We start from the raw sequence: 25,435 nt of genomic DNA on the forward strand, positions 1-25,435 counted from the left end.
GTCGAGTAGTTCGCCCTCGAATCCCTTGCTCCCCAAAGGGTTCATCGCCTCGCCCCCGACTATCTGAGCGAGCGGTAGACGGGCACTTCCCAGAGCAAGCCGGCCTGCGGCGCCCCGCAGCACGGCCGATTCCTGACCGAAAGAAGTGGCGCGGCTCACACAGCATGCTGACTTGTCATAACCATAGTCAGCTACGTAGATTGCTGACTATGGCACTACAAAGTCAGGTCAGTCGCCCCGTTCGACTCGCCCCTCTCCTCGCTGTCTTGTTCGGCGCCAACGTGCTCGTCGCGGTGGTCGGCACAGCTGCTGGCTACGAGGGCACCCTTTCCGCCTTCGTAATCGTCTGGTGGCTGATCGCCCCAGTGGCGGTCGCCGCGGCCGTCACGTTCCTCGGAATGAGTTCCCCCAACCCTTACAACGCGGAGGTACTCCGATGACTTCCTCTGCCACAACCATCTTCCCTTCCGAGTTCGATTCCAGCTGGCTGGGATTCGGCGGCCTACACGGTGGGCTCGTCATCGCCTCGATGCTGCACGCGGCCTCGGCTGAGACCACCGCGACACCGGTCGCGCTGGCAGCTCACCTCAACAAGCCTGTCGAGCCAGGTCCAGTGGACGTGCGGATTGACGTCGAGCGCGGTGGGAGAACACCCAGCGTCCGCGCGTCGATCGCTGACTCCGCCAGTGCGCTGGTACGCCTCACCCGAGACACCGGCGGCGACACACGCTCATGGCCGGTCGGCGCGTCACCCGTCGGCAGCGTGGATCCGGAACAGCTTCCCCCGCTGGAACTCCCGGTCGAAGTCGCACCATTCTCCCGGTACCTCGACATCCGACCGATCAACGCAGCGCGGCCCTTCGCTGGCGGCCCCGACCCGGAATTCGAGATGTGGATACGGATTCTCTCGCCGATCGAGTTCAGCACGCAGGAACGAGCGGCCGTGTTGCTCGACGCCTCACCGCCGGGGTTGTTGGCCACACTCGACTCGGTGGTGGCCATCCCCACCGTCGAGCTCAGTGCGTACTTCCCACCCGCCGAGGACATGCACATACCGATGGACGACCAGTGGCACCATCTTCGCCACCGCACGGCCTGGGCCAACGATGACCTCTGTGTTGACGAAGCCGAACTTCGCACTTCGGCAGGCCGCCTCGCAGGACAGGCGCGCCAACTCCGCCGAATCCTCGCACCCTGATCTCCAACGGACCCGAGAGGAATCATCATGAGAGACGCAGTGATCGTCGAAGCCGTGCGCACACCCATCGGCAGGGGTAAGTCCGCTGCAGCCAAGTCCAGTGGAGCCCTGCACGGAATGCACCCTGTCGACCTCCTCGCCCACAGCCTGTCCGCTCTCGTCGAACGTGCCGGTCTCGATCCGGCGCTCATCGACGACGTCATCGGCGGCACCGTCACCCAGGTGGGTGAGCAGGGCCAGAACATCACCCGGAGCGCACTGCTGGCGGCGGGGTTTCCCGAGTCGGTACCCGGCACCACGGTCGACCGACAATGCGGCAGCAGCCAGCAGGCGGTCCACTTCGCCGCGCAGGGCGTGATCTCCGGCGCCTACGACATCGTCGCCGCCGTCGGCGTCGAGTCGATGGGCCGAGTACCCATGGGGTCCAACATCATCGGGCGGGAGACCCTGGGCGAACACTTCGAGCGTCGGTATCCCGACGGTCTCGTTCCACAGGGCATCAGCGCCGAACTCATCGCCGCCCGGTGGGGACTGTCGAGGACCCAACTGGACGAGTTCTCCCTGCACAGCCACCAGAAGGCGGCGGCCGCGACGAGCAGCGGCCGGTTCGCGAAGGAACTCGCGGCACTCCCCGAGTTGAGCGTCGACGAGGCCATCCGCCCCGGAACGACTCTCGACGCACTGGCGGGCCTGCGTCCCGCATTTCGTAGCGACGAGTACGCGCGGCGGTTTCCGCAGATCGACTGGTCGATCACCGCGGGCAACAGCAGCCCGTTGTCGGACGGCAGCGCTGCCCTCCTGATCACCACCAGTGAAATCGCGGCACGCCTCGGATTGCGACCCCTCGCCCGGCTGCACAGTTTCGCGGTCGTCGGCGACGACCCGCTGTACATGTTGACGGCGGTCATCCCGGCCACCCGAAAGGTGCTCGAACGCAGCGGCCTCGGTATCTCGGACATCGACCTGTTCGAGGTGAACGAGGCGTTCGCGCCCGTGGTCCTGGCGTGGGCGGCCGACACCGGTGCCGACCTGGACCGCGTCAACGTGCACGGCGGTGCGATCGCACTCGGACATCCGCTGGGAGCGAGCGGCGCGCGGTTGATGACCACGCTGGTCAACGCGATGCAGCAGCGCGGCGCCCGGTTCGGTCTGCAAACGATGTGCGAGGCCGGCGGCCTCGCCAATGCGACCGTGCTCGAGCGGCTGGCCTGACCCTCGAGAGTGCGGCCCGTCAGCGGTTGCGGTGCATCATCGCCGCGCCGACGGCGCGCAACGCGTCCCGCAACGACTGCGGCTCGAGCACCTCCACGTCGGATCCGAGCGAGGTGAGTTGATCGAGCGCGACGTCCTCCGCCTCGAGCCGGAGGTGGACGGTGAACCATCCGTCGTCGTCGGGCGGTCCGGGTTCGACGCGGGCCGCCTCGACGCCGATCACATGTGGGAGCCGCCGCCACGCCGCGGCGGACAGGCGCACGCGGCAGTCGAATCGCAGCAGCGCGCGGTCGAACTCGGCGACCGAGTCCGCCCACCATGTCGGAAGATCGAACGTGTCGGGCCGCGTCGCCGGCGCGTCCAGAACGGCCGCCTCCGCGATCCTCGACACCCGGTACGACAGCGTGCGGCCGCGATGCCGCGCGACGAGATACCACACGCCGGCCTTCGCAACCAGGCCGAGGGGATCGACCGTTCGCGTCGCAGTGCGTCTTCCTTTGCGGTACGACACGCGCAGCCGCCGCCCCTCGAGCACTGCGGCGGCGATGTCAGGGAGACGACCGACATCGCGAGGCCGGTCGAACCATCCGGGCGCGTCCACGTACAGGCGGTCGCGCCACACCTGTGCCCCCGCCCGCAACGGGATGGGCAGCGCCCTCAACAACTTCGATTCCGCAGCGGTAGCGACATCGCGAAGCCCGAGATCCTCGGCAATCGACGGCACCCCGAGCAGCATCAGCGCCGACGTTTCGTCTCCGGTCATTGCGCCAAGCTTCGACTGCCAGCCGTCGAGTAGGCGCACCCCGCCACCGGGGCCACTCTCGGTCCACACCGGGACGCCCGCCGCCGACAGCGCCGCGACATCGCGGTACACGGTGCGTACCGACACACCGAGTTCGTCTGCGAGGCGCTGCGCGGTGATACCCCGGCTGCCCTCGAGGCGCAGCATGATCTCCACGAGCCGGCTCGACCGCATACCCGAAGCCTAGTCAGAAATTACTGACACACTTTGTCAGGAATACCTATGCACACTGATCGCCATGAGCAACTGGACTACGTTCGCTACGGAGGCCCCCGACCTCGCCCGCGCTGTCGAGGCCCGCCTCGAGGCCCACAAACATCACGTCCTGGCGACGCTGCGAAGGGATGGCTCGCCACGCGTCAGCGGCACGGAGGTGGAGATCTACGACGGCTCACTCCTGCTCGGGTCGATGGTGGGGGCCCGGAAAGTGCAAGATCTGCAACGGGATCCGCGGTACTCGCTCCACAGCAACCCGGGCCACCACTCGATGGACGGCGGTGACGCCAAGATCACCGGGCGCGCTCAGGAGATTCTCGGCGAGCGGAAGAGGCGGATCGTCGATCACTGGATCGTCGATCGCAGCCCGAGCGAGCCTGCCGAGGCTGAGGTACCTGCCGAGGCCGAGGCATTCGAACTCGACCTCGAAGAAGTCGTTTTGACCACCGTCGAGGGCGAGCACCTGAACATCGACCTCTGGCGACCCGGCAACGGTGTCACCCGGTTCACCAGATGAACGACATGGCCCGCCAGCGCCCAACACCTGCTCGGCTCCGGCGGGCCTACTGCAAGCACTGCCGTACTTTCTCGTAAACGAAACAGCGGCCCAGTCGGATTACGGCCCAGGCGAATTGCGGCGAAGGACAAACCCTCAACCGACCGCTCGGCGGAGGAGGTCGGCGACCTCGGGATCGAAAGCGACGAACGTCACGACCCGGACGTTCGTGCGCGTGGCTCGGACGGCGGCGACGGCCTGCGTCACGGCGTCGCCCCGCGGCCACCCGTACGCGCCCGACGAGATGAGCGGGAAGGCGACCGTCTCGACGCCGAGTTCGTCGGCGACGGCGAGACTACGTCGGTAGCACGACTGCAGCACCTCGCTGCGGTCCTCCTGCCGCGAGTACCTTGGCCCGACGGTATGGATCACCCAGTCCGCGGGCAGTTCTCCCGCCGTCGTAGCGACGGCCGCTCCCTCGGCGAGCCCATCCGGCAATGTCGTGGCCCGAAGGACCCGGCACTCTTCGAGAATCGCCGGCCCCCCGCGCCGGTGGATCGCGCCGTCCACCCCACCGCCGCCGAGCAGCGACGAATTGGCGGCGTTGACGATGGCGTCCACCCGCTGCGTGGTGATGTCACCATGAACGATGTCGATGCCAGTCATGCGGACTCCTTCGGTGTGGTGGCACAGCGCGACCGCCATCTATTGCTGCCGCAATCGCAGCACGGTTCGGGCGGCGTCGTCCAGCACCATCCCGAATCACAGCCACCCCGGATGACGACCACCCCGAATCGAACAGTCGTCCGGGTGCGCCGCCGGGCGCGCGATGTCGTAGTGCGCCTAATCGACGATGGGAGACGACGACCACCCCTCGAGGTCGTCGCCTCCCCTCGCCGTCCGCACGGCCAGTCGCTCCAGATCAGCCGCGCGGTAGCCGGGCCAGCCGTGCAGCATCCGAGTCCACCGGGCCGGGACTGCGGACGCACCCCATCGCGCCCCGAGGAGTCCCCCGGCGATCGCCGCGGTGGTATCGGTGTCATGACCGGCACGCACCGCCTGCTCGAGCGCCCGCTGCAGATGCTCAGGACCGGTCGCGTCCGTGGTGGTGATCGCCCACCATGCGGTCAGCAGCGCATCGACGACCCACCCGTTGTTCGGGAAGTCCGCCGGCGTGCCCCGCTCGGCCCGGTCGAGTAGCGGCGCCCAGTAGTCGCGCGCCCCCGTCGAGGCCCCCTCGAGGTACTCCAGAAGGCCATCGAACGTGCCGTTCAGAACGGCGTGACGAATGGCGTAGGTCCACATCTCGCACGCCTCGACGGCGCGCTCGTCGTGGTGGGTGAGAAGGCCGATCGCACGCGCTGCCCGCAGACATCCATCGGCGTCGCCCAGATAGGCAAGCGCGACCGGCGCAGTCCGCATCAGCGACCCGTTACCGCTCCTTCGCCCCGATATCACCGCCGCGATCCGCCGCATCTCGTCGGCCGACGCGGGCCGCTTCGACAACACCGCCGACGTTTGGACCCCTATACCGGTCGGCCCGGACTCGTACCACCGGACGAACTGCGCCGCAACGGCATCCAGTCCCGGACCAGCAGCAATGTCGACCCCGGTCGCTGCGACCTCGGCGATCGCGAGCGCCATCGAGGTGTCGTCGGTCCACTCGCCCGGGGCGAACGAGCCGAGTCCGCCACCGATCATGTCGATCACCACGTCGGGCCCCGGCGTCGTGAACTCGTACCCCGCGCCGAGCGCATCACCGGTCGCGGTCGCGAGGAGCACGCCGGCGGCGCGGTCGGTACGTTCCTCGGACAGCCTCAACACAACCCCTCTTGGAGCACTTTTGCGCTAAACATTAGCGCATGATTGCGCTAATCTGCAAGGGTGACCCCGGACACAGGCCGACCCGAGTGGCGCGATGCTGACGGCAAGGCGCTCAGCGACTACCCCCGGCCGTCCGTCGCCGTCGACGTCGCGGTCCTCACCGTGCAGACCGGCCAACTCCACGTCCTGGTCGTCGAAAGACCCGATGGCGCGCTGGCACTTCCTGGTTCATTCCTGAGGTCGGGCGAACGGCTGGCCGACGCGGCCGAACGCGCGCTAGGCAGCAAGGCCGGACTGGTCGGCGCCGACTTCCATCAACTCGCGATGTTCGACGCACCGGACCGCGACGGCCGCGGCTGGGTGCTGTCGATGGCGCACGGCGCGACCCTGCGCCGCGACGAGCTGCCGCCCGAGGCCACGCTGGTACGCATCGACGGTCGGACGGTGACCGCGTCATTGGCCTTCGACCACGCCGCGATGGTGTCGCGCGCCGTCGACGACCTCCGTGCCCGCTACGCCCGCCGGGTCGACCCGTCCGGATTGCTCGCCGACGCCTTTACCGTCCTCGAACTCCGGCGCCTCTACGAGACCGTCTTCGGCCGGTCACTGCCCAAGGATTCGTTCCGGCGACTCGTCATCGACGCGATCGAGGCGACCGGGCGGACGTCGAGCAGCGGAACCGGGCGTCCGGCCGAGTTGTTCCGGCGCAGGAGCGACGCCTACCTGCCCGCCGGAGCCGCGGGCATGCTCACGGATTGACCGACACCGGCCTGCCATGCCGGGAGTTGTCGCTCCGGCAAGCTACGTTGAACCCGACATGGTCGACTGGTGCAGCAGCGCTCGACCGTGACGCAGAGGCCCGACAGACAGGGGGCAGCATGTTCGAGATCACCAGTTTCGACGACGCCGTCGACCGCTCGTGGAGCCTGTTCCAGCGCAAACTCGCCGACCACCTTTCCGCGATGCGCAACGACGACATCCTGATCCTCGAGTGGATCGAGGAGACCACCGTTGACGGGTTCACCCCATGGGTCCAGTTCCTACTGTGGGACGACGAGTACGTGCGCGGCGAGGTGTCGTCGAACTCGTACCTCGCACCCCGGTACGCACTGGCGCCGGAGACCGAGAAGCGATTGTGCGAGTTGGGGTGGAGCCGTCCGACACGCCTCCCCCGAGGGGAACCCGACGACGGATCGCCCGCGTTCTTCCTCGACAAGGAGCAGCGGTGGGCCGACCAGCTAGCGGCGATGACCGTGAGCACGCTGCGTGAAATTTGGAGCGTTCCACACCCCAGCTTCATCCGCGCGGAGATCATCGGCACGCTCGAAGGCTCCGACCTCGCTGCCGACACCGTCGAGTCCGAATCAACACCCGACCCCACCCATATCGACGACGACACCGCCGTGACCCCGCGCGACCCGGATCAGCTCAGGAACCTCGTCGCCTGCACCGTCGAAAAGGCTCTCGGTTTTCAACCCGAGATCGACGACGACGGGGATGTCGTCCTGAAGATGGACGACCAGCCGGTGCTGGTAATCACGCATCCCGACCAACCGCTCGTACGGGTGTGGGTCCCGCTTCTCCACGGAGTCGTCGGACGCACCCGCGCCGCCGAAAACGCCTGCGACCTCACCAAGCGCTGGCCCGGCATCCGGTTCACCCTCGACGAGGACCGCCTCAACGCGTCGATCGACGTCTCCGGAAATCCGTTCGTTCCCCGCCACCTGGTCGACGCGCTCGACCAGTTCAGCGCCTTCACCCCCTCTGTCGACGCCCGGTTCGCCGCGCGTTTCGGCGGCTCCCGGTTCGCCGACGGCCTGCCCCGCGAGAGGGATGCATCGAGCGCACCGACCGACGACGGCACCGAGGACGACGGGGACGACAGGGGCCTCCCGCCGGCCCTGATGACACTGATCCACCTCGATCCGGGCGGGTCCGGATCGCTCAGCGCGCAAGAGGTCGCGTCGGTGTGCGGCGACGACCGCGACGCCGTCCTCGATTACCTGAAGATCACGCAGGAACAAGAGATCAGCTGGCGAGAGTCCGCGGAAACAGCTCGTGGCGAAGGCGATTCGGGGGAAGCCGACGCATGCGACCGCGAGGCGCGAGCTTGGGCGCGGACACACGAATCGCTGCGGTCGGCGCTGCGGGTGATCGCGCTTCCGGACGCCACGCGTCCGACGTCGGCCGGGGCCAAGCCGGATCAGACGGAAGTCTTCGGCGAACCGACCGAACAGGCGGCCGAACAGACAGTCTTCGAAGCGAACATCACCGAACCGCCGGACCACACCGCGAAAGGCGCCCAGCAATAGGGGCGTGGGGAAGGCGCAACCTCGACAAGTACGACATCCGCGGCGCCCAAGGCACGCCGCAGGCGCCCTGACGTGACCTTGGCGGCGAAGTCCGCACCACGAACCGTCCGGCCGGAGCAGAATGATTCGCACCGACCGTTCGGGATCTCGGTCAGGGATCTCGGGAAATCCCGCGGAGGCGCCAGCGATGACGAATGGCACCGGCAAGGAACCGCTCGACAGCGACGAACGTGCCGAACTCGAGCGGTTGCGCGACGAGGTCGCGACTCTCCGCGCCGGACTCGCGGAATCCGGTCCGGCCGCTGCAGCCGCTGCCGGGCCGTCACGGCACACGCTGCGGTGGACCGGTGTCACGATTCTGCTCGTGCTCGTCGCCGCACTGGCGATCGTGTCGGTGACGTCGCGGTTCGTGCGGAGCCAGATACTCGACACCGAACGCTACGTCACGACCGTCGCGCCGCTGGCAGATGATCCGGCGATCCAGGCCGAGATCACCAACCGCGTCACCGACGAGATCCTCGCCCGGATCGATCTGGACTCGCTCACCACAGAGGCGCTCACTGCGCTCACCGATGTATCGAACCTTGCCGAGGAAGCGCCCCGTGTAAACCAACTCGTGGTCGGACTGTCGCCCGTGCTCGCCGGCCAGGCCAAGAGCTTCGTCCGCGACACCGTATCCGCGTTCGTTCAGTCGCAGCAGTTCAAGGACCTGTGGATACAGGCGAACCGCCGGGCCCACAACGCGCTTGTCTCGGTGGTGACAGGCAACTACGGGGTGAGCGCTGTAGAGGTCGATCAGAGCGGTACGGTCAGCATCTCGCTGGAGACAATCATCGACAACGTGCGAACGGCACTGGTCGACCGCGGCTTCACCATCGCCGAGACGATTCCGAGCGTGGACAGACAGTTCGTCCTGTTCCAGTCCCCCGGCCTGGTGCAGGCACAGCGCGTGGTCAACGCCCTCGACAAGGCGTCGGCCGTGCTGCCGTGGTTGGCACTTGCGTGCGCGGCCGCCGCGGTAGCGGTGTCCCCAGGCGGCCGTCGCCAGCACACCCTGTCCCTGGCCGGGTTGTCGATCGCGGTCGGAATGCTCATTCTTGCGATCGGAATCCTCGTCACGCGTGCGGTCTACCTCACCGACATACCCCCCGACGTCCTGTCTCCGGACGCCGCGGCAGCGGTCGTCGACACCGTGCTCGTGCCCCTGCGTACGAGTCTGCGTGCAGTTGCGGTGGCCGGCGTGGTGGTCGCGGTCGGCGCCTACCTGACAGGTGGCTCGTCGTCGGCGCGGGTCATTCGCCGCGGATTCGGCCAGGCACTCGATTTCGTGCGACGGCCCACCAGTGACCGCCCGCCGAGCACCGCGGAACGGTGGGCAGCGCAGGCGCGGATACCGCTCCGAAGTGCGATCGTCGGCGCCGCGGCACTGCTGCTGATCTTCTGGCGCTACCCCACCGGAATGGTCGTCTTGTGGATCGTTCTCGGGGCCCTGCTCGCCCTGCTGGCGCTGGAGGTGATCATCCGGCCGGCGGTTGGCACGCCCACGCAGGCGACCCCTAGCGTCGAGCAGGATTGAACGGCACCCGATTTCGGCGTTGCGCCCACCGTCGGGCCCCCGTCACCGCCGCCCGGCGAGCGCGCGAGTTCACCGACGGCGCGCTCCCAGCGGAATACTCGCGGTGGGCGCCGACGCTGTACTCGGTAGCGTTCCGACCGCAGGCACCTCGAAAGGAAGACCCACCGTGGCGAACAGGATCGAGCACAACGCGGACCAGAACCGCTTCGAGATCTATGTCGACGGCGCGCTCGCCGGCTACGCCGAGTACATCGAGTCGAACGGCGTACGGGACTTCGGGCACACCGTGACCGACCCGGACTTCCGAGGCCGGGGACTTGCCGGCCAGGTGGTCAAGGCTGCCCTCGACACATCCCGCGAACAGGGCTTCAAGATCGTGCCGTCGTGCTCCTACGTCGCGAAGTACGTCGAGTCCCACCCCGACTACGCCGATCTGGTTGCCTGACTCGCAGCGCCACCTATCCAGGCCTCACGGCGTCGCTAGCTCGGGTCGCGGCGGGACAATCGCTGCTCGGCGGCGCCTGATAGTCGCATGAATCCGACGAAGCCAGGCCTCCCCTACGGCGAATCCCATTGGGCACAAACATGTTCCAGTGTGCGCGCTCGTCCACCGAGCTGGATCGAATGTAAATGCCAGCGGATCCGTCCCAAGGACGCGAACCCGACTGGCCGTTGATCCATAGGACCCAACCCACGCGCTCGAACCGTTATTCCTCGAACCCGCGGTAGACACAACGCTTGACACACAGGACATCTCATGTGATTCCAGCGCAAGAAGGTTCACATCACAAGCGGTCGGGTTTAGACTCGCTGGTGAGCGGTCAGAACCATGAGTGGTCACCCGATCCCGCGCAAACACGCGAGACCCAACCGCGGACCGGACGGATAGGCGTTCGATGGAACAAACAGGGAAAACCTCGCACAACGGTCATAGATCCGGCAACGGCCGAGTATCGATCACTGACGGCGCGGTGCGGACCGTATCGGGGATTGCAGACGTAACCACGTCATCTATCGGAGCCCTCGGCGGCGCGGCCGTTGGAAGCGTCGTCGGCGGGGTCCGGGGAGCGGTGGGCGGAGTCGCCGACGGCACCCGACGGGGTCTCGAGGTGGGTAGCCGCTCCACTCCGGCCGCAATCCTCACGATGGCTGCTGCGGGGGCTGCCGGCATTGTCGAATGGCCCGTGGTCCTCACCGTCGGGGGCGCCGCGCTCGTACTGAGGCAACTCCACGATCGCGGCGCAACCCCCGAAGCAGACGCAAAGCCGGCGAAGGAGGAGCCCACTCCGAGGGCACGCCGCAGCGGATCGTCCACGGCGGCGAAGACGAAGAGGAAGGCCTCCGCCAAGAGCGCAGTGTCACGCCCACGGGGGCGTACCGCTAAGTGAGGATCGCGGTTGTCGGGGCATTGTTCGGGCAGGCACGCACCCTGTCCGGGCGAGGCGTGACCGCTGCCGTGACGACGGTGACCGTGAGTACGGCGACAACTGCCGGCGTGCTCACCGCGCTCCTCACGTCCGGGCGCCCGACACACGCCGACGCGGCACACGCCGAGCGAGCGCACCTCGAGTCGACGCACCTCGAGGCGACGCGCCGCGAGTCGACGACCCTCCCCCAACCTCCCGCATGGTCGGACGCGGTCCTGGCGGCACGGGCGGCGGCTCTTGCCGCGCAGTCCGCCGGATTCGGGCTCGCGCTCGCCGGTCGAGTCCTCAGACTTCCCAGGCTTCCGCTCGCGGCGGCAGCCCCGGCCACGATCATCGACTATCAGCCGCGGCTACGGGGCCTCCTCGAATCGGCAATCGGACCTCAACGTACCGACGCTATGCTCTCGCTGGCCAACGCCGCGACGTACGCGGCGGCGCAGGCCCCGACTCCGCTCGCGGTGGAGGCCCTGCTGCGCGCGTCCACCGTCGGTGAGGTGATCGCCAACCGGGCCGCGTGGCACCGCAGTGCCCTTCCGCCCTTTGCCGGAGACGACCCCCGGCCCAACCACGGTCCGGTCGAGCGTCATCTCGAGCGTGCCGCATGGGCACAACTAGGAGCTGCCGCCGCCGTCGGGGTGGCCACCGGCAGCGTCCGCACCGCGGGAACTGCGGCGCTGGTCGCCGCCCCCAAGGCGGCCCGCACGGCCCGCGAGTCGTTCGCCGCCACGCTCGGGCGTGGCCTCGCCGCGAACGACATTCTCATTCGCGGACCGCACACCCTCCGCCGGCTCGACTCCATCACCGCGCTCGTCGTCGAGCCACGAGCACTCCTGACGGCTGAACTGCGGGTGAGCCGGATCCGCGGCGTCTCCGACGCGCGCCGGGCCGAGGTGTGGGAGTCGGCGCGCAGCGCTGTCGAAGCCGGCGAGCTCACCGAAGGCTGGCACGCCCTCGCCGAGCTACCCGACCCCGACGCGTCGGACGCTGCGGAGCCCGCCGTGTTGGTTTCCCGCGTTCACGACCCGCTCGCCACCGCCGTCCTCGAGCAGACCCGCCATGCCGAGGTGACGGTGCATTCGCTCGACGACGAAGCCCTCGGGTCGCTGCGGTCGGCATTCGATGTTCTTCGAACGCCTTCGACCACCACCGATTCCGACCTGGCCGCCATCGTGCGAGAGCTGCGCGACGGCGGGGCCACCGTCGCCGTTCTGGCCACACACTGCCCGGACGCCCTCACCGAGGCCGACCTCGGCATCGGAATCTCGGATGAGGCTCCGGTCGAGTGCGACCTCCTGGTACCGGACCTCGAGGCTGCCTGGCGTGTCCTTCGCGCGCTACCCGCGGCCCGGACCGCGAGCAGACGAGGGATCGAGATCGCGACTGGTGCTTCACTCCTCGGCTCGCTGCTGATGCTTCCAGGCACTCACGGACGCGGCCCCGGTCCGATCAGCGCGGGGTCCGGTGCCGCGCTGTGGACCGGGCACAGCCTCGCCCACGGAGTGCTGCGCGCCGATGCCCCGACTCCGCTCCCCCAGCACGACTGGCACGCGATGCCGGCGGATCAGGTCCGGCGCATGCTGGCTACGCCCGCCCCACAGGGGCCGCCGTCAGGACCGGGACGGCTCGAGTCGCTGAAGTCGTGGGTGCAGCGTCCTGCCGGGTTCCTGTGGGATTTCGGCCAGTCGTTGCGCACCGAATTGTCGGACCCGCTGACCCCCATTCTCGCAACCGGCTCGGCGGCGAGCGCAGTCCTCGGCTCGCCGGTCGACGCGGTGTTGGTCGGGTCGGTACTGGTGGGAAATGCCGCGTTGTCGGCGGCACAGCGCCTGCACGCCGAGCGTCTACTGCGGCGGCTCCTCGCGGTCCAGGATCCGCCGGCACGGATCCTGAGTGCCGACGGCGGGTACCGGTCCATCCCGTCGGCACTGCTCCACCCCGGCGAGGTGATCGAGGTGCGCCCCGGCGAAGTGGTGCCCGCCGACGGCCGTCTACTCACCGCCGACGCCGTCGAGGTCGACGAGTCATCGCTCACGGGCGAGTCACTGCCGGTCGACAAGCAGATCGCGGCGACGCCGGGCGTCCCCCTCGCCGACCGCACCTGCATGCTCTACGCCGGAACCACCGTTCTGACCGGTACCGCGACCGCGGTGGTGACGACGGTCGGCGCGGCCACCGAGACCGGACGCGCGGCGGCGCTCTCACCGAGACGGGTAGGCCGGGTCGGCCTGCAGGCTCAACTACGCGAACTGACCGGCCAGGTCCTGCCGGTCAGCGTCGCCAGCGGGGCGCTGGTCACCCTCACCTCGATGCTTCGCGGCGGAGGCCTGCAGTCGGCGATCACCAGCGGTGTCGCGGTCGCCGTCGCGGCGGTGCCCGAGGGGCTTCCCCTCGTCGCCACGCTCGCCCAGCAGGCGGCCGCGCAACGGCTGACCAGGGCGTCCGCGCTGGTCCGTTCGCCCCGCTCGGTGGAGGCACTCGGCCGTGTCGACGTGGCGTGCTTCGACAAGACCGGCACGCTGAGCGAGGACCGGCTGCGGGTGAGGGCCGTCCGCGCGGCTGCTTCCCACCATCCCGACACGGTCCTGCGCGCCGCCGCCCGCACGTCCGTCACCGTCGACGGCGTCGCGGCCCCACACGCGACCGATCGCGCCGTCGTCGAGGCCGCGGAGGCTGCGACACTCGGCGACCGTCCACTCGAGCCCGACGACGTGGTCCTCCCGTTCCGCTCGGGACGCCCCTATGCTGCGGCGCTGAAAGGGACTGAACTCGTGGTCAAGGGCGCCCCCGAGGTTGTGCTCGCGGCCTGCACCGGCGCTGCGCCGTCCAAGCTCGAGGGGGTCGTTTCGGAAGTCCCGTCGATGGCGGAGCATGGGATGCGCGTGATCGCGGTGGCGCGCCGGGTGGTCACTCCCGCACAGGCCGCCCGCGCCGTCGCCGATCCCGACGAGGTCGAGGTGCTGTGCGGACACGGCCTCGAACCGTTGGGGCTGCTGGGACTTTCCGACACGATCCGCCCGGAAGCCGCTGACCTGCTTCCGTCACTCGAGGAGCGTGGCGTCTCGGTCCGGCTGATCACCGGCGACCATCCTGTGACCGCCGCAGCGATCGCGCGCAACCTCGGACTCGAACTCGAGGCCGACGACGTGGTGAGCGGCTCGGAGTGGGAGGCACTCTCGCACCGCGGGCAGGAGATCGCAGTGCGAGAAAGCTCCGTGTTCGCCAGGATGACGCCCGAGCAGAAGGTGCAGATAGTTCAGACACTCGAACGCACCGGGCACGTGTGCGCGATGGTCGGGGACGGCGCAAACGATGCCGCAGCGATCCGGGCCGCAAGCATCGGAATCGGCGTCGCGTCCCGCGGCAGCCACCCGGCCCGCAGCGCTGCCGACCTTCTGCTCCTCGACGGGCACGTGGACGCGATTCTCGATGCAATCGACGAGGGACGACAGCTGTGGCAGCGAGTGCAGGCGGCAGTATCGGTGCTGCTCGGCGGCAACGCCGGCGAAGTGGCATTCGCGCTGATCGGGAGCGCGATCAGCGGGCGAGCCCCGCTGGGCGCACGCCAGTTGCTACTCGTGAACCTGCTGACCGACGCCCTACCCGCCGCCGCACTCGCCGTCAGCCCACTTCACCAGGACCGCGCTCACCACGGACGCGGTCCCGACAAGGCGGCGCTGTGGCGGACCGTCGCGATCCGTGGAGCCACCACCGCGGCCGGCGCCAGCGTGGCCTGGGGACTGGCGAGCGTCACAGGACGCCCGCGTCGCGCCTCGACTGTCGGCCTGGTCGCTCTGGTCGGAACGCAGTTAGGACAGACGTTGATCGATTCGCACAGCCCACTGGTCGTGGCCACCGCCCTTGGGTCCCTCGGCGTGCTCGGAGCCGTCGTCACCACCCCCGGGGTCAGCCAGTTCCTGGGTTGCACACCGCTGGGACCACTGGCTTGGGCACAGGCCCTCGGATCCGCGACGGGCGCGACGGCGGTGGCGGCGGTGGCCCCTCGAGCGCTCGCGTGGTGGGGCGACCGCCGGGCGCAGTCCGATCAGTCGACTACCAGCACCCCGGCCCTCAGCAGCAAGGCGTACGCGTGGCGCAACGGCGGGGCGAGCACCGACGTCACGACACCGGTCAACGGGTCCGGTCCAGGCGAGCGGACGGACGACGTGAACGCGGAGAGCGCTGGGAGCGCCGATAACGAGACGGTCACAGGTCACAGGATGGCCACCTTAGGTGTACACCGGGTGAACAACTGGGATGGGCAAGGCGAACGATGACCGAAGCAACGCTCGACCGACAGGTTCCCCTGGACTCGCACGACGCCGCACTCGCACGAATCGCGGAGGGCTCGAGGTTCGCGATACGACTCCCGATCGTCGGTGACGTCGGTGTTCCGCACCCCGACCAGTTGGCCTACTTCGCGGCGCTGGGGCTGCTCGCGGCATTCGAGGTGATCGACTGGCCCGTCGCGGTCGCGATCGCTGCCGGGCACGTCCTCGCCGAGGACCACCGCCACCGCACCCTGCGGGAGGTCGGTGAGGCGCTCGAGAGCATCTGACCTCGGTCAAGATCGTGATGCATGACAACCGCCTGGAGATGTTGAAATCCAGGTGACACCATTCCATCCCAACGCTAGGTTTCAGGCCACTTCATCCAAAGTCCGACAAACGGAGTGGCCATATGCGAAAGCTCGTGTACTACGTCGGTGTCACCTTGGACGGCTGCATCGCCGGGCCCGACGACGAGATCGACTTCTTCCCATTCACCGACACGCTCGCGGCCTGGATCACCGATCGCTACCCCGAGACCATCCCGACGCACATGCGACCGTCACTGGGACTGGGCGATACCCCCAACCGATCGTTCGACACGGTCGTGATGGGCCGCGGGACGTACGAACCCGCCCTCGCGGCTGGTATCACGAGCCCGTATGCCCACCTTCGGCAACTCGTGGTGTCCACGACGCTGGGACCCAGCTCAGACCCGGCAATCGAATCGATCGCGGACGATCCCCTGACCGCAGTGCGCAAGCTCAAGTCCGTGGACGGCCTCGACATCTGGCTGGCCGGCGGTGGAAAGCTGGCGGCCTCGCTCCTCCCGGAGATCGATGAGTTGATCATCAAGAGCTATCCGGTGGTCGCCGGTTCCGGACGACCGGTGTTCGATGGTGCCTTCCAGCCGACCGCCTTCACCCGAACCGAATACACCTCACTCGACGACGGCGCATCCATCACGAGCTTCAGACGTTCGAGGTGATCGACTGGCCCGTCGGTCGCCATCACTGCCGGGCGGGCTTGCTGCTTTCGACCAGCGTCATCAAACTTGGCTACCATTTTTTCATGGCCGGCAACGCGAGGAAGCAGGTTGATGGCACCGCCATCGGCGGCGTGTCCGCAACGATGATGTGGACGCTGCGTAACCGTGCCATCGAGGCGTCCCGTCCGGACGGGACGTTTGACGATCCGCTGAGCGTGCAGCTCTACGAGACGATCGACTATCCCTACGAGAACTTCGGGAGACCGGATCAGTCGCACGCGCTGAGGGCCCGTGCCTTCGACGACGAAGTCCGCTCCTTCCTCGCAGAGCACCCCGGCGGGACCGTCGTCGCCCTCGGTGAAGGACTTCAGACCAGTTTCTGGCGCATCGGTGACCCTGACGTGCGGTGGCTGTCGGTCGATCTTCCCGACGTCGCCGCGCTGCGCAAGCGGCTGCTGCCAGCCGAGCCGAACGTCACGACGTTGGCCATGTCTGCGCTCGATCGGGCGTGGATGGACCACGTGGACCCGAGCCGCGGAGTGATGGTCACTGCGGAGGGTCTGCTGATGTACCTGCCGGCGGGGGAATCGCTGAAGCTGATCACCGACTGTGTGCGACGGTTCCCGGGCGGACGGCTCATTTTCGACTCGATCCCCAAGTGGGTGAGTCGGAAAACCATGAAGGGGTTGCGGCTCTCCAAGAACTACACCGTTCCGTCGATGCCCTTCCACCTGTCGGCCGCCGAGGCGGCGGCGCTGCCCGAGCGGATCCCCGAGATCTCCTCTGCCCGTGAGGTTTCCTTACCCTTCGGGCGCGGTCTGTGGGGGTCGCGACTGCTACGGAAGCTGGCTGACGCGCCGCCGCTGCGCAACGTCCGGCCCACGATCACGCTGTGCGGATTCGCGGGCTGAAGTCTCCGGCAGCGGGCGCCTGAGCTGGGTCAGGATCGCAGGTGCGCGAGAACCGCAAGCACTCGCCGGTGCCCGCTGTCCGACGCCGACAGTCCCAGCTTCGCGAAGATGTTGCCGATGTGTTTGCTGACCGCGGTGTCGCTGACCACCAGTCTGCGGGCGATGTCACCGTTGCCGAGGCCCTCGGCCATCAGCCCTAGCACCTCGGATTCTCGCGGGGTGAGCGTGCGGACCGGATCGTCGGCGCGGCGCCGACTCATCAGCTGTGAGATCACCTCGGGGTCCATCACGGTTCCGCCCTCGACCACTCTGCGCAGCGCGTCGACGAACTCCTCGACCTTGCCGACCCGCTCCTTGAGGAGGTAGCCCACACCGCCCGCGCCGCCGGACAACAGTTCACTCGCATACCGGTCCTCGACGTATGCGGACAACACGAGCACTGGGAAGCCGGGGCGCCGACGACGGGCCTCGATCGCCGCCTTCAATCCCTCGTTCGTGAACGTCGGCGGCATCCGGACGTCCAGGACGGCGCCGTCGGGCGGATCCAGCGCGAACGATTCCAGGAACTTCTCGGCGTCGTCGACGGCGGCTGTCACCTCGATCCCGACGCTGCGGAGCAAGAGCGCGAGCCCCTCCCGCAGCAGCGCATCGTCCTCCGCGATCAGAATCCGCACGGCAACTCCACCTCGAGTCGTGTCGGCCCGTCGACCGGGCTGTCGACCGTCAAACTTCCTTCGAACGCCGAGACCCTGCGGCGAATCCCCGCCAAACCGCTCCCCGCGGTCTCGACCGCGCCACCGATGCCGTCGTCGAGGACGTCGATCACCAGCCACGCCGCTTGGTCGCCATCGCGCGTCGCGATAGTGTCGTCGTCGCGCGTCGCGATGGTCACCCGCACGTGCTTGGCGCCGCTGTGCTTGGCGACGTTGGTCAACGCCTCGGCGACGACGAAGTAGGCCGCGGCCTCGACCGCCGCCGGGGCTCTCCGTAGCCGTTCGACGTCGAGTACGCACGGTACCGGGCTGCGACCGGCGAGCGCGGAGACGGCACCGCCGAGTCCGAGTTCGTCGAGCACCGGTGGATAGATGTCGTGCACGAGGGTCCGCAGTTCGGAGAGTGCGTCCGATGCGGCGTCCTGCGCCCGGAGCAGTTGCGGGAGGGCCTGTTCGGGAGCCACTCGGAGGGAGCGCTCGGCGAGCCCGAGCATCATCACGACTGCCACCAACCGGTTCTGGGCGCCGTCGTGGAGGTCGCGTTCGATGCGGCGCAGCTCCGCCGCGTGCGCGTCGAGCGCCGCGGCCCGGCTCGCGGTCAGTGCCGAGACTCGTTCGGACAGTTCGACTTCCCGCCGCGGCGCGAGGAGGCGCGTCGCCAGCGCCGCCACCCCGCGCGCGATGAGCGGGATCGACCACCAGCCCAGCACCACGTACCCGATCGCGACCAGCGGCATCGGTGCCGCGCCCCACCACGACGTCACAGGGTAGATGCTGCTCACCGGCTCGTCCGCCGGCAGCATCCACCAGTAGAACGGGATCGCAAGGGAGTTGAGCGCACCCACCGGCAGGGCGACCAGGAACAACCCGGCTGTAGGCGCCGCGATCGCATGAATCGCCAACCAGGCGAAGTCGCGCCGGGTCGTTGGCGCGGTCAACAGCCTGAGCAGGTCGTCGAGGCCGGGGCGCTGCGGAATCGGCGGGTACCGTCCGACGATGGGCGTACCTGTGAACCGTCCGGCCCGGGCCCTCGCTTGCCCCGCCCACCATCGCAGCACCCGGACGTACACGGGAACCGCGAGCCAGCCCACGATGAGGATCAGCAATGACGCGATGACGATCCCGACCACGAACAGGCCGAGGGATACGAGACCGGCCACGGACTCGACCGCGAGGAACCCGAGGGCGCGTCGGCGCACCGCAAGCCGTTCGTTCCGATCCATCGACCCAGCATGCCCCACCGGCCGGGAGGATGTCGGTACAGCTGGCTACACCATCGATCGGGTAGTGCGCCGGATGTTCGGTGCTGCCCGCGCTCCATAGCGTTTCGGACCATGTCCTCCTTCATCTCCGCATCACCGATCGTGCAGAGTCCGCCGCGCTCGGCGGTCCGCCTCACCGACGTCCGCAAGACGTACCGTTCCGGGCGCACTCGGGTCACCGCACTCGACCACATCAGCGTCACGCTCACTCCTGGTAGCTTCACCGCGATCATGGGACCGTCGGGCTGCGGCAAGAGCACCCTCCTGCACTGCGCCGCCGGTCTCGACCAGCCGACACGTGGCTCGGTATGGCTTGGCGAGACCGAGATCACCGCGTTGAAGCCCAAGGCCCGCAGCGTGTTCCGGCGCGACAATGTCGGGTTCGTCTTCCAGGCCTACAACCTCATGGCGGCGCTGACCGTCGAGCAGAACGTGACCCTCCCCCTCCTGCTGGCCCGACGGCGCACCGACCGCACTCGTCTCGAGTACGTCCTCGCCGCCGTCGGCCTCGCTGACAAGCGGGACCGTCGTCCCGCCGAGTTGTCCGGCGGTCAGCAGCAGCGGGTGGCGATCGCGCGGGCGCTCATCACGAAGCCCCATGCGGTGTTCGCCGACGAGCCGACCGGCGCCCTCGACAGCCGCTCCGCGCGCCAGGTCCTCGACCTGCTGCGGCGCGCCACCACCGAACTCGGGCAAACCGTCGTCATGGTCACGCACGATCCGGTCGCAGCCGCGCACGCTGACAGGGTCCTGTTCCTCGCGGACGGGCGTCTCGTCGGCCACATGGATTCACCCACCGTCGCGGCTGTCACCAACCACATGACCCATCTCGGGGAGTGGTGAGCGTGCGCCGGCCTCGTCTGCGCGTGCTCGCACGTGCCAACATCCGTAGACGCCCGGGCGGGTTCGCGGCGGTGTTCGTCGCGGTCTTCTGCGCCGCCCTGCTCACCTGCGCGCTCGGTGTGCTGTTCGAGTCGGGTATCCGCGGCGGCGTCCCCCCGCACCGCTATGCGGGAGCCGACGTCGTGGTCGGCGCGGCGCAGTCGCTCGACGTCCGCGAGGACATCGACCCCCCGTACGTCGAGCGCGCGTTGCTGCCGGACGCCGTCGTCGGCGAGCTGTCCAGTCTTCCGGGTGTTCGCGCCGCGGTGGGTGACATCAGCGTGCCGTTGACCACCGACGACGGCACCGTGTTCGACGGGCACGGCTGGGCGTCGGCGGCCCTTGCGCCCTACCGGCTCACGTCCGGCCGCGCACCGGCGGCGCCCGGCGAGGTCGTCGTGACCGGAACCGGCAGCGTAGGAGATCGAATCACCTTGCGGCACGGTGGGATCGGCAGCGACTACACGGTAGTCGGGATTGCCACGGCTCCTACGCCCGAGCCGTCGCACCGCCCCGCATCCATCTTTCTGTCCGACCTCGACGCCCGCGAGATGTGGCCGCACGGTGATGCAGTGTCGGTGGTGGGGTTGTTCGCTGACGAAGGATTCGACGCGGCATCACTGGCCGCCACGGCCCGCGATGAACTCACCGGACTCGACGTCCACACCTACACGGGCGACGCCCGCGGCGACGCGGAATACCTCGACGCTGGTGCGGCGCGCAACAACCTGATCCTGCTGTCCGGATCGTTCGCCGGACTGGCGGTGGCGATCGCGATGTTCGTGGTCGCGAGCACGCTGTCGCTGTCAATTCAGCAGCGTCGGCGTGAGTTCGCGTTGTTGCGGGCCACGGGTGCCACTCCCGGTCAGGTGCACCGGCTGGTCGGCGGCGAAGTTCTTCGGGTTGCCGGCGCCGCTGCACTTGTCGGCGTGGGTCCCGGGTACGCGCTCGCACAGTTGCTTCGGGCCCAGTTCGCAGCAGCCGGTGTGCTACCGACGGACTTCACGCTCGCGTACGGTCCGCTGCCTGCCCTAGTCGGGGCGCTTCTTGCAGTCGTCACCGCTCGGATCGCCGCGGCAGTTGCGGCTGGACGCCCGGCCCGACTCGATCCCACTGAGGCCCTATGCGAATCCGCCGTCGAACCCGGGTCGATCGGACCTGTCCGTCTGCTCAGCGGTCTCGTCGTCGCTGCCGGCGGCCTCTTCCTGTCGCTCCTGCCGGCCATGCTGCCGGGGCAGGCGGCGCTCGCGGGTGCGGGATCCTCCGCTGTGCTGCTGGTCATTGCGGCGGCGCTGTTGGGTCCTATCCTGGTCTCCGGCGCGATCCGATGGTTCGGCGGTCCCCTGCGCCGCAGCTCGTCCCCGACGCTCGTCCTCGCGGCCACGAACTCTGGGGCCGGGGCGCGGCGTCTCGCGGCGGCGATCACCCCGCTGGCGCTCGTCGTCGCCATCGGTGCCGTGCAGCTCTTCGGGCAGGACACCGTCGCCGCCGCGGCCGACCAGCAGTCCCGCAACGGCACCACCGCGGACCTCGTCGTCACCGCTCCCTCCGGGCTGGCGCCCGCGCTGGTCGACGCCATCGCAGCCAATCCCGCTGTACGCGAGGCCAACCCGGTCACCCGTACGCAGGTCCTCTACGAGGTTGGCGGAGAGGCTCCGTACACCGAGCCGTACCCGGCGCAGGGCGTCGACCCCGCGGCGACGGAGTCGACCATGAATCTCGACGTCCGAGACGGCAGCCTCGGGCAGCTCGGCGACGGCACCGTCGCGCTCAGCACGGACGCCGCGTACGCGATGGGCGCCGACATCGGCGACACAGTCCCGCTCCGGCTCGGGGACGGGACACTCGTCACCCCGACGGTGGTAGCGACGTACAGCCGCGGCCTCGCCTTCGGCGATGTCACGCTCCCGGCATCGCAGGTCCGGGCGCACACCACGACCGGGCTGGCCGACATGGTCCTCGTGTCGGCGCAGCCCGGTCGGATCGACGACGCCCGCGCCGCGATCACCGCGATGGGCGGGGTCACGGTCTCGGACCGTACGGAGTTCGCCGTCGCCGGACAGGAGCAGCGCCGCGAGCAGGCTTGGGTGAACGTCGTCGCGCTCGCGGTGCTGCTCGCCTATCTCGCGATCGCGGTGGTGAACACACTCGTGCTCGCCACCGTCGAACGCAGCCGGGAGTTCGCGCTGCTGCAACTGGTGGGCTCGAGCAAAGGTCAGGTCCGCCGCATGATGGGTGCCGAGTCGGCGATCGTTGTCCTCGTCGCAGCGGTCATCGGCTCGGTGGTCGCCCTCCCGCCGCTCGCCGGAATAGCGGCCGCGGTCTCAGGGCGCCCGATCCCGAGCATCTCGCCCGACGTCTACGGCCTCATCCTCGGTGTCGCCGCGGCTCTGGGAGCCGGCGCGATCGCGATCGGCACACGAACCGTGCTGCGCCGAGACCCGGCGGCCGCTATCGGCACCGGCGAATAGACCCGACCGACGTGGCCGCCCTGCTAGCTTCGGCTTCGACGCCCGTACAGACCGAAGGCAGGTGCCGTGACCGCACCCGAAGTGACCGCGGCCCGGCGCCTCGGGCCGCTGGTCCTGCTCAACGTCGCCACCCTGTTCTCGGCGACCGGCAACGGCATCGTGATCGTCGCCCTGCCGTGGCTGGTGCTGGAACAGACTGGACGAGCGACTGATGCCGCCATCGTCGCGGGCGCTGCGACCCTCCCGCTGTTGTTCGCGAGCTTGTTCTCGGGCACGGTCGTCGACCGGTTCGGGCGCCGGGCCACCTCGCTGGTGTCGGACGGGTTCTCGGCGCTGTCGGTGTCCGCGATTCCCATCGTCGGCGGCACGCTGGGGCTGTCGGTGCCGATTCTCGCCGTGCTCGCCGCACTCGGCGCTACGTTCGATCCAGCCGGGATCTCGGCGCGAGAGTCGATGCTGCCCGCGGCCACGAAGGCCGCCGGGTGGCGACTCGACCGCGTCAACAGCCTTTACGAGGCCAACTACAACGTCGCGTACCTGATCGGCCCTGGGGCCGGGGGCGTCCTGATTGCCCTTGTCGGTCCGGAGAGCACGCTGTGGCTCACCGCGGTGTGTTTCGTGCTCTCGATCGTGACCATCGCCTTCCTACGACTCGAACACGCCGGCCGCCCCGACCGCGCGACTCGACCGCGATCGATCTGGTCGGGCACGCTCGACGGTTTACGGTTCGTCTGGCGGGATCGACTGCTGCGCACGCTGGCGCTGGTGGACATGGTGATCGTCGCGTTGTACATGCCGATCGAGTCGGTGCTGTTCCCCAAGTACTTCACCGACCTCGGCGAGCCCGCCCAGCTCGGCTGGGTACTGATGGCGATGAGTCTCGGCGGACTCATCGGCGCCCTGGCCTACGGCGCACTCGCCCCGCACGTGCGGCGTCGGACCTTGATGCTGGTCGCAGTGACGGGCCTGGGCCTGTCGATGCTCGGCATGGCGTTCCTGCCGCCCCTGTGGGTGCTTCTCGGGCTGGGGGTGGTGATCGGTCTCGTGTATGGACCGGTAGGGCCGATTACCAACTGGGCCATACAGACTCGCAGCTCCGAACACATGCGCGGGCGCGTCGTCGGCGTCATGACGTCCACCGCATATGCAGCAGGACCGCTCGGCTTCGCGCTGGCAGGTCCCCTCATAGACCAAATCGGAATCGGCGCTACGTTCTTCACGCTCGCGATTCCGGTGGTGGCTGTCGCGGCACTGTGCCTGTTGCTTCCGGTGCTGCGCGAACTCGACACGGACAGAACTAGCTGAACCCCATCGCCTTGTCCCCCCACGCGACGCGCATCTCGCGATCCGGGTCGGCGACGAGGCTGTCGCGGTGGTCGATCAGGAGCGTCAACCGGGTCTCCGGGGTGTACGGTGCCCAGTGCTTGGAACCATCGAGCGCGGCCGGGACAGCGTGCTGCGCGAAGGCGAGCCATCGCCGCTGCACCCGCCCGGCTACCTCGATCGCGCTCCTGCGACCCCCGAGCCAGAAGGTAGGATCCGGATTCAGTGTCCCGAAAGTTCCGAACACATAGGGCAATTCGGTTGCATGTGCAGCTCCGATGCGTGCTGCCTTGAGCATCGGTGTGGCGTGGTCGAAGCGATACATCCACGTCGGCGAGTGCCGACTGTGCGCGTCGGCCACCCAAAGGGCCGGCATCCGGAAGGCCGCATCGGTCGAAATCGCCAGTACTCCTCGTGATGTGGTCGAGTCCGGATACGCGGCGACGATCTCGGCGAGGCGTACGGCAGACAACTCGGGATTGTCCTCGGCCAGGCCCGCGAACATCTGCTGGACCGCCTCGGAACTCACCGGCATCAGCGACGAGCCGGTGAACTTGAAAATCGACGCCTCGTCCTTGTTGGAGCCGATGATCAGCGGGATCCGGTGCGAATATCCCTGCTGGAACGCAGTGACCGGGTACCTCGGGACCAGGTCACGGTCGACGACCGGGGCCACGGCCAACGTTCCCGGTACCCGTGTCGGCACCTCATTGACGAGAATGTCGCAGGCCTCGACGAGTTGCCCAGCAGGCATGTCGAAGAGATCGGCCACGCGTCCCACAGGCAGCTCCAGAATCTCCAGGAACCGTCGCGCAACTGTCGCAGCCCGTTCGGCGCCGTACACCGACGTAGCCGGCGGGCTCTGCGCGATCGCACGATGGAACAGTCCGGCGGCCTTGGGCACCGTCATCAGTGTGGTGATCGATCCGGCACCCGACGATTCACCGAACAGCGTCACTTCGGTCGGATCACCACCGAACGCGGCGATGTTGTCGCGCACCCACTCGAGGGCGGCGATCTGATCCCGCAGGCCCAGGTTCGACTCGAACGTACGGTCCGCTGTCGAGAACGACGACAAGTCCAGGAAACCCAGGGCCCCGAGCCGGTAGTTGAAGGTGACCACCACGACATCGCCGCGTTCGGCAAGCAGTCGACCGTCGTAAACGGCCTGCGCGGAAGACCCCAGGCAGTAGGCGCCGCCGTGGACCCAGACCATGACCGGGCGTGGCGTGCCGTCGGGACGCGGGCCCCACACGTTGATGGTCAGGCAGTCTTCATCGATCCGCAGCGACGGATCGAGCGGGACTGAGGTGTCCTGGCCCTGTGGCGCCATCGCGCCGAATGCGCCGGCGTCGAGCACCAAGCTCCATGGCTCGGGCGTTACCGGGCTGCGGAAGCGCAACTTTCCCGTCGGCGGCATCGCGTAGGGGATGCCCTTCCACGAGAAGACCGGGCCGTCCGGATACCCGCGGACCGGGCCCAGCCGTGTCTCGACAACTAGTGCATCGGGCTGCCTGAGCGCCCCCACCTCGACAACCTCCACAGCCCGACCCTCCT

General features: G+C 68.6%; 22 protein-coding genes. 15 read left to right on the forward strand and 7 right to left on the reverse strand.

Annotated features, from left to right (window positions below; genetic code table 11):
• Positions 1–209: 209 nt before the first annotated feature.
• Genes EGT50_RS07970 through EGT50_RS07980 form a run of 3 tightly spaced genes read left to right on the forward strand, consistent with a single transcriptional unit; the run spans position 210 to position 2,410 of the window.
• Positions 210–440 carry a hypothetical protein gene (locus tag EGT50_RS07970; RefSeq protein ID WP_127952634.1) on the forward strand — a complete coding sequence of 77 codons (231 nt, stop codon included), beginning with the start codon at positions 210–212 and terminating at the stop codon, positions 438–440.
• Complete coding sequence (locus EGT50_RS07975; RefSeq protein ID WP_127952636.1) at positions 437–1,198, forward strand: thioesterase family protein; 762 nt, start codon at positions 437–439, stop codon at positions 1,196–1,198. Before EGT50_RS07970 ends, EGT50_RS07975 begins: the two co-directional genes overlap by 4 nt.
• Positions 1,199–1,225: 27 nt before the next feature.
• Positions 1,226–2,410 (forward strand): thiolase family protein, encoded by a 1,185-nt coding sequence (locus EGT50_RS07980; protein WP_127952640.1) that lies wholly within the window; start codon positions 1,226–1,228, stop codon positions 2,408–2,410.
• Positions 2,411–2,429: 19 nt separating this feature from the next.
• Here the strand turns inward: EGT50_RS07980 and EGT50_RS07985 are convergent, their stop codons facing one another.
• Entirely contained in the window at positions 2,430–3,386 is a 957-nt protein-coding gene (locus EGT50_RS07985; RefSeq protein ID WP_127952643.1) for a helix-turn-helix transcriptional regulator, read from the reverse strand.
• A gap of 64 nt (positions 3,387–3,450) precedes the next feature.
• On the opposite strand from EGT50_RS07985, the gene EGT50_RS07990 reads away from it, so the two are divergent.
• Positions 3,451–3,945, forward strand: coding sequence for a pyridoxamine 5'-phosphate oxidase family protein (locus EGT50_RS07990; protein WP_127952646.1), 495 nt, complete (start codon positions 3,451–3,453; stop codon positions 3,943–3,945).
• 135 nt (positions 3,946–4,080) lie between these two features.
• Here EGT50_RS07990 and EGT50_RS07995 read toward each other — a convergent pair whose 3' ends face one another.
• The gene (locus tag EGT50_RS07995) at positions 4,081–4,590 is read right to left on the reverse strand and encodes an O-acetyl-ADP-ribose deacetylase (protein WP_127952650.1); all 510 of its coding nucleotides are present in this window, start codon (positions 4,588–4,590) and stop codon (positions 4,081–4,083) included.
• Positions 4,591–4,767: 177 nt separating this feature from the next.
• Positions 4,768–5,745, reverse strand: coding sequence for an ADP-ribosylglycohydrolase family protein (locus tag EGT50_RS08000; protein WP_127952654.1), 978 nt, complete (start codon positions 5,743–5,745; stop codon positions 4,768–4,770).
• A gap of 63 nt (positions 5,746–5,808) precedes the next feature.
• Here EGT50_RS08000 and EGT50_RS08005 point away from each other — a divergent pair, with 63 nt between their 5' ends.
• The 4 genes from EGT50_RS08005 (at position 5,809) to EGT50_RS08020 (ending at position 10,081) form a co-directional block, all read left to right on the forward strand.
• The gene (locus EGT50_RS08005; protein WP_127952657.1) at positions 5,809–6,507 is read left to right on the forward strand and encodes an NUDIX hydrolase; all 699 of its coding nucleotides are present in this window, start codon (positions 5,809–5,811) and stop codon (positions 6,505–6,507) included.
• Positions 6,504–8,060, forward strand: coding sequence for a T3SS (YopN, CesT) and YbjN peptide-binding chaperone 1 (locus tag EGT50_RS08010; protein ID WP_206615779.1), 1,557 nt, complete (start codon positions 6,504–6,506; stop codon positions 8,058–8,060). The genes EGT50_RS08005 and EGT50_RS08010 overlap by 4 nt, the downstream gene beginning before the upstream one ends.
• 187 nt (positions 8,061–8,247) lie before the next feature.
• A complete protein-coding gene (locus EGT50_RS08015; RefSeq protein ID WP_127952663.1) occupies positions 8,248–9,636 on the forward strand; it encodes a hypothetical protein in 1,389 nt (462 codons plus the stop codon).
• A gap of 166 nt (positions 9,637–9,802) precedes the next feature.
• A complete protein-coding gene (locus tag EGT50_RS08020) occupies positions 9,803–10,081 on the forward strand; it encodes a GNAT family N-acetyltransferase (RefSeq protein ID WP_127952665.1) in 279 nt (92 codons plus the stop codon).
• Between the two features lie 562 nt (positions 10,082–10,643).
• Here the strand turns inward: EGT50_RS08020 and EGT50_RS17145 are convergent.
• On the reverse strand, positions 10,644–10,868 hold the full coding sequence (locus tag EGT50_RS17145; RefSeq protein WP_206615780.1) for a hypothetical protein: 225 nt from the start codon (positions 10,866–10,868) through the stop codon (positions 10,644–10,646).
• Between the two features lie 152 nt (positions 10,869–11,020).
• On the opposite strand from EGT50_RS17145, the gene EGT50_RS17430 reads away from it, so the two are divergent.
• The 4 genes from EGT50_RS17430 (at position 11,021) to EGT50_RS08045 (ending at position 17,227) form a co-directional block, all read left to right on the forward strand.
• Positions 11,021–15,337, forward strand: coding sequence for a cation-translocating P-type ATPase (locus tag EGT50_RS17430; protein ID WP_127952671.1), 4,317 nt, complete (start codon positions 11,021–11,023; stop codon positions 15,335–15,337).
• Entirely contained in the window at positions 15,334–15,618 is a 285-nt protein-coding gene (locus EGT50_RS08035) for a hypothetical protein (protein ID WP_127952674.1), read from the forward strand. The genes EGT50_RS17430 and EGT50_RS08035 overlap by 4 nt, the downstream gene beginning before the upstream one ends.
• Positions 15,619–15,740: 122 nt before the next feature.
• Positions 15,741–16,316, forward strand: coding sequence for a dihydrofolate reductase family protein (locus EGT50_RS08040; RefSeq protein WP_127952678.1), 576 nt, complete (start codon positions 15,741–15,743; stop codon positions 16,314–16,316).
• A gap of 83 nt (positions 16,317–16,399) precedes the next feature.
• Complete coding sequence (locus EGT50_RS08045) at positions 16,400–17,227, forward strand: class I SAM-dependent methyltransferase (protein WP_127952681.1); 828 nt, start codon at positions 16,400–16,402, stop codon at positions 17,225–17,227.
• 29 nt (positions 17,228–17,256) lie between these two features.
• On the opposite strand, the gene EGT50_RS08050 is transcribed toward EGT50_RS08045, so the two are convergent.
• The gene (locus EGT50_RS08050) at positions 17,257–17,901 is read right to left on the reverse strand and encodes a response regulator transcription factor (protein ID WP_127952684.1); all 645 of its coding nucleotides are present in this window, start codon (positions 17,899–17,901) and stop codon (positions 17,257–17,259) included.
• Positions 17,889–19,163, reverse strand: a complete 1,275-nt coding sequence (locus EGT50_RS08055) for a sensor histidine kinase (RefSeq protein WP_127952686.1) — start codon at positions 19,161–19,163, stop codon at positions 17,889–17,891. The genes EGT50_RS08050 and EGT50_RS08055 overlap by 13 nt, the downstream gene beginning before the upstream one ends.
• 111 nt (positions 19,164–19,274) lie before the next feature.
• Between EGT50_RS08055 and EGT50_RS08060 the strand changes: the two genes are divergently transcribed.
• The 3 genes from EGT50_RS08060 (at position 19,275) to EGT50_RS08070 (ending at position 23,860) form a co-directional block, all read left to right on the forward strand.
• Positions 19,275–20,045, forward strand: a complete 771-nt coding sequence (locus EGT50_RS08060; protein ID WP_127952689.1) for an ABC transporter ATP-binding protein — start codon at positions 19,275–19,277, stop codon at positions 20,043–20,045.
• 2 nt (positions 20,046–20,047) lie between these two features.
• Positions 20,048–22,555: an ABC transporter permease gene (locus tag EGT50_RS08065; protein ID WP_235870646.1), complete on the forward strand. Its 2,508-nt coding sequence runs from the start codon at positions 20,048–20,050 to the stop codon at positions 22,553–22,555.
• Between the two features lie 66 nt (positions 22,556–22,621).
• A complete protein-coding gene (locus EGT50_RS08070) occupies positions 22,622–23,860 on the forward strand; it encodes an MFS transporter (RefSeq protein WP_127952695.1) in 1,239 nt (412 codons plus the stop codon).
• On the opposite strand, the gene EGT50_RS08075 is transcribed toward EGT50_RS08070, so the two are convergent.
• Positions 23,853–25,406, reverse strand: coding sequence for a carboxylesterase/lipase family protein (locus EGT50_RS08075; RefSeq protein WP_408014628.1), 1,554 nt, complete (start codon positions 25,404–25,406; stop codon positions 23,853–23,855). The two genes, EGT50_RS08070 and EGT50_RS08075, sit on opposite strands and share 8 nt — an antisense overlap.
• Positions 25,407–25,435: the final 29 nt, after the last annotated feature.

Source organism: Rhodococcus xishaensis (assembly GCF_004011825.1).
In the GTDB taxonomy this organism is placed as follows: Bacteria; Actinomycetota; Actinomycetes; order Mycobacteriales; family Mycobacteriaceae; genus Prescottella; species Prescottella xishaensis.

Coding starts and splice junctions, on each gene's coding strand:
- EGT50_RS07970 (WP_127952634.1), top strand. CDS start 210: ATGGCACTACAAAGTCAGGTCAGTCGCCCCGTTCGACTCGCCCCTCTC.
- EGT50_RS07975 (WP_127952636.1), top strand. CDS start 437: ATGACTTCCTCTGCCACAACCATCTTCCCTTCCGAGTTCGATTCCAGC.
- EGT50_RS07980 (WP_127952640.1), top strand. CDS start 1,226: ATGAGAGACGCAGTGATCGTCGAAGCCGTGCGCACACCCATCGGCAGG.
- EGT50_RS07985 (WP_127952643.1), bottom strand. CDS start 3,386: ATGCGGTCGAGCCGGCTCGTGGAGATCATGCTGCGCCTCGAGGGCAGC.
- EGT50_RS07990 (WP_127952646.1), top strand. CDS start 3,451: ATGAGCAACTGGACTACGTTCGCTACGGAGGCCCCCGACCTCGCCCGC.
- EGT50_RS07995 (WP_127952650.1), bottom strand. CDS start 4,590: ATGACTGGCATCGACATCGTTCATGGTGACATCACCACGCAGCGGGTG.
- EGT50_RS08015 (WP_127952663.1), top strand. CDS start 8,248: ATGACGAATGGCACCGGCAAGGAACCGCTCGACAGCGACGAACGTGCC.
- EGT50_RS08035 (WP_127952674.1), top strand. CDS start 15,334: ATGACCGAAGCAACGCTCGACCGACAGGTTCCCCTGGACTCGCACGAC.
- EGT50_RS08040 (WP_127952678.1), top strand. CDS start 15,741: ATGCGAAAGCTCGTGTACTACGTCGGTGTCACCTTGGACGGCTGCATC.
- EGT50_RS08045 (WP_127952681.1), top strand. CDS start 16,400: ATGGCCGGCAACGCGAGGAAGCAGGTTGATGGCACCGCCATCGGCGGC.
- EGT50_RS08055 (WP_127952686.1), bottom strand. CDS start 19,163: ATGGATCGGAACGAACGGCTTGCGGTGCGCCGACGCGCCCTCGGGTTC.
- EGT50_RS08060 (WP_127952689.1), top strand. CDS start 19,275: ATGTCCTCCTTCATCTCCGCATCACCGATCGTGCAGAGTCCGCCGCGC.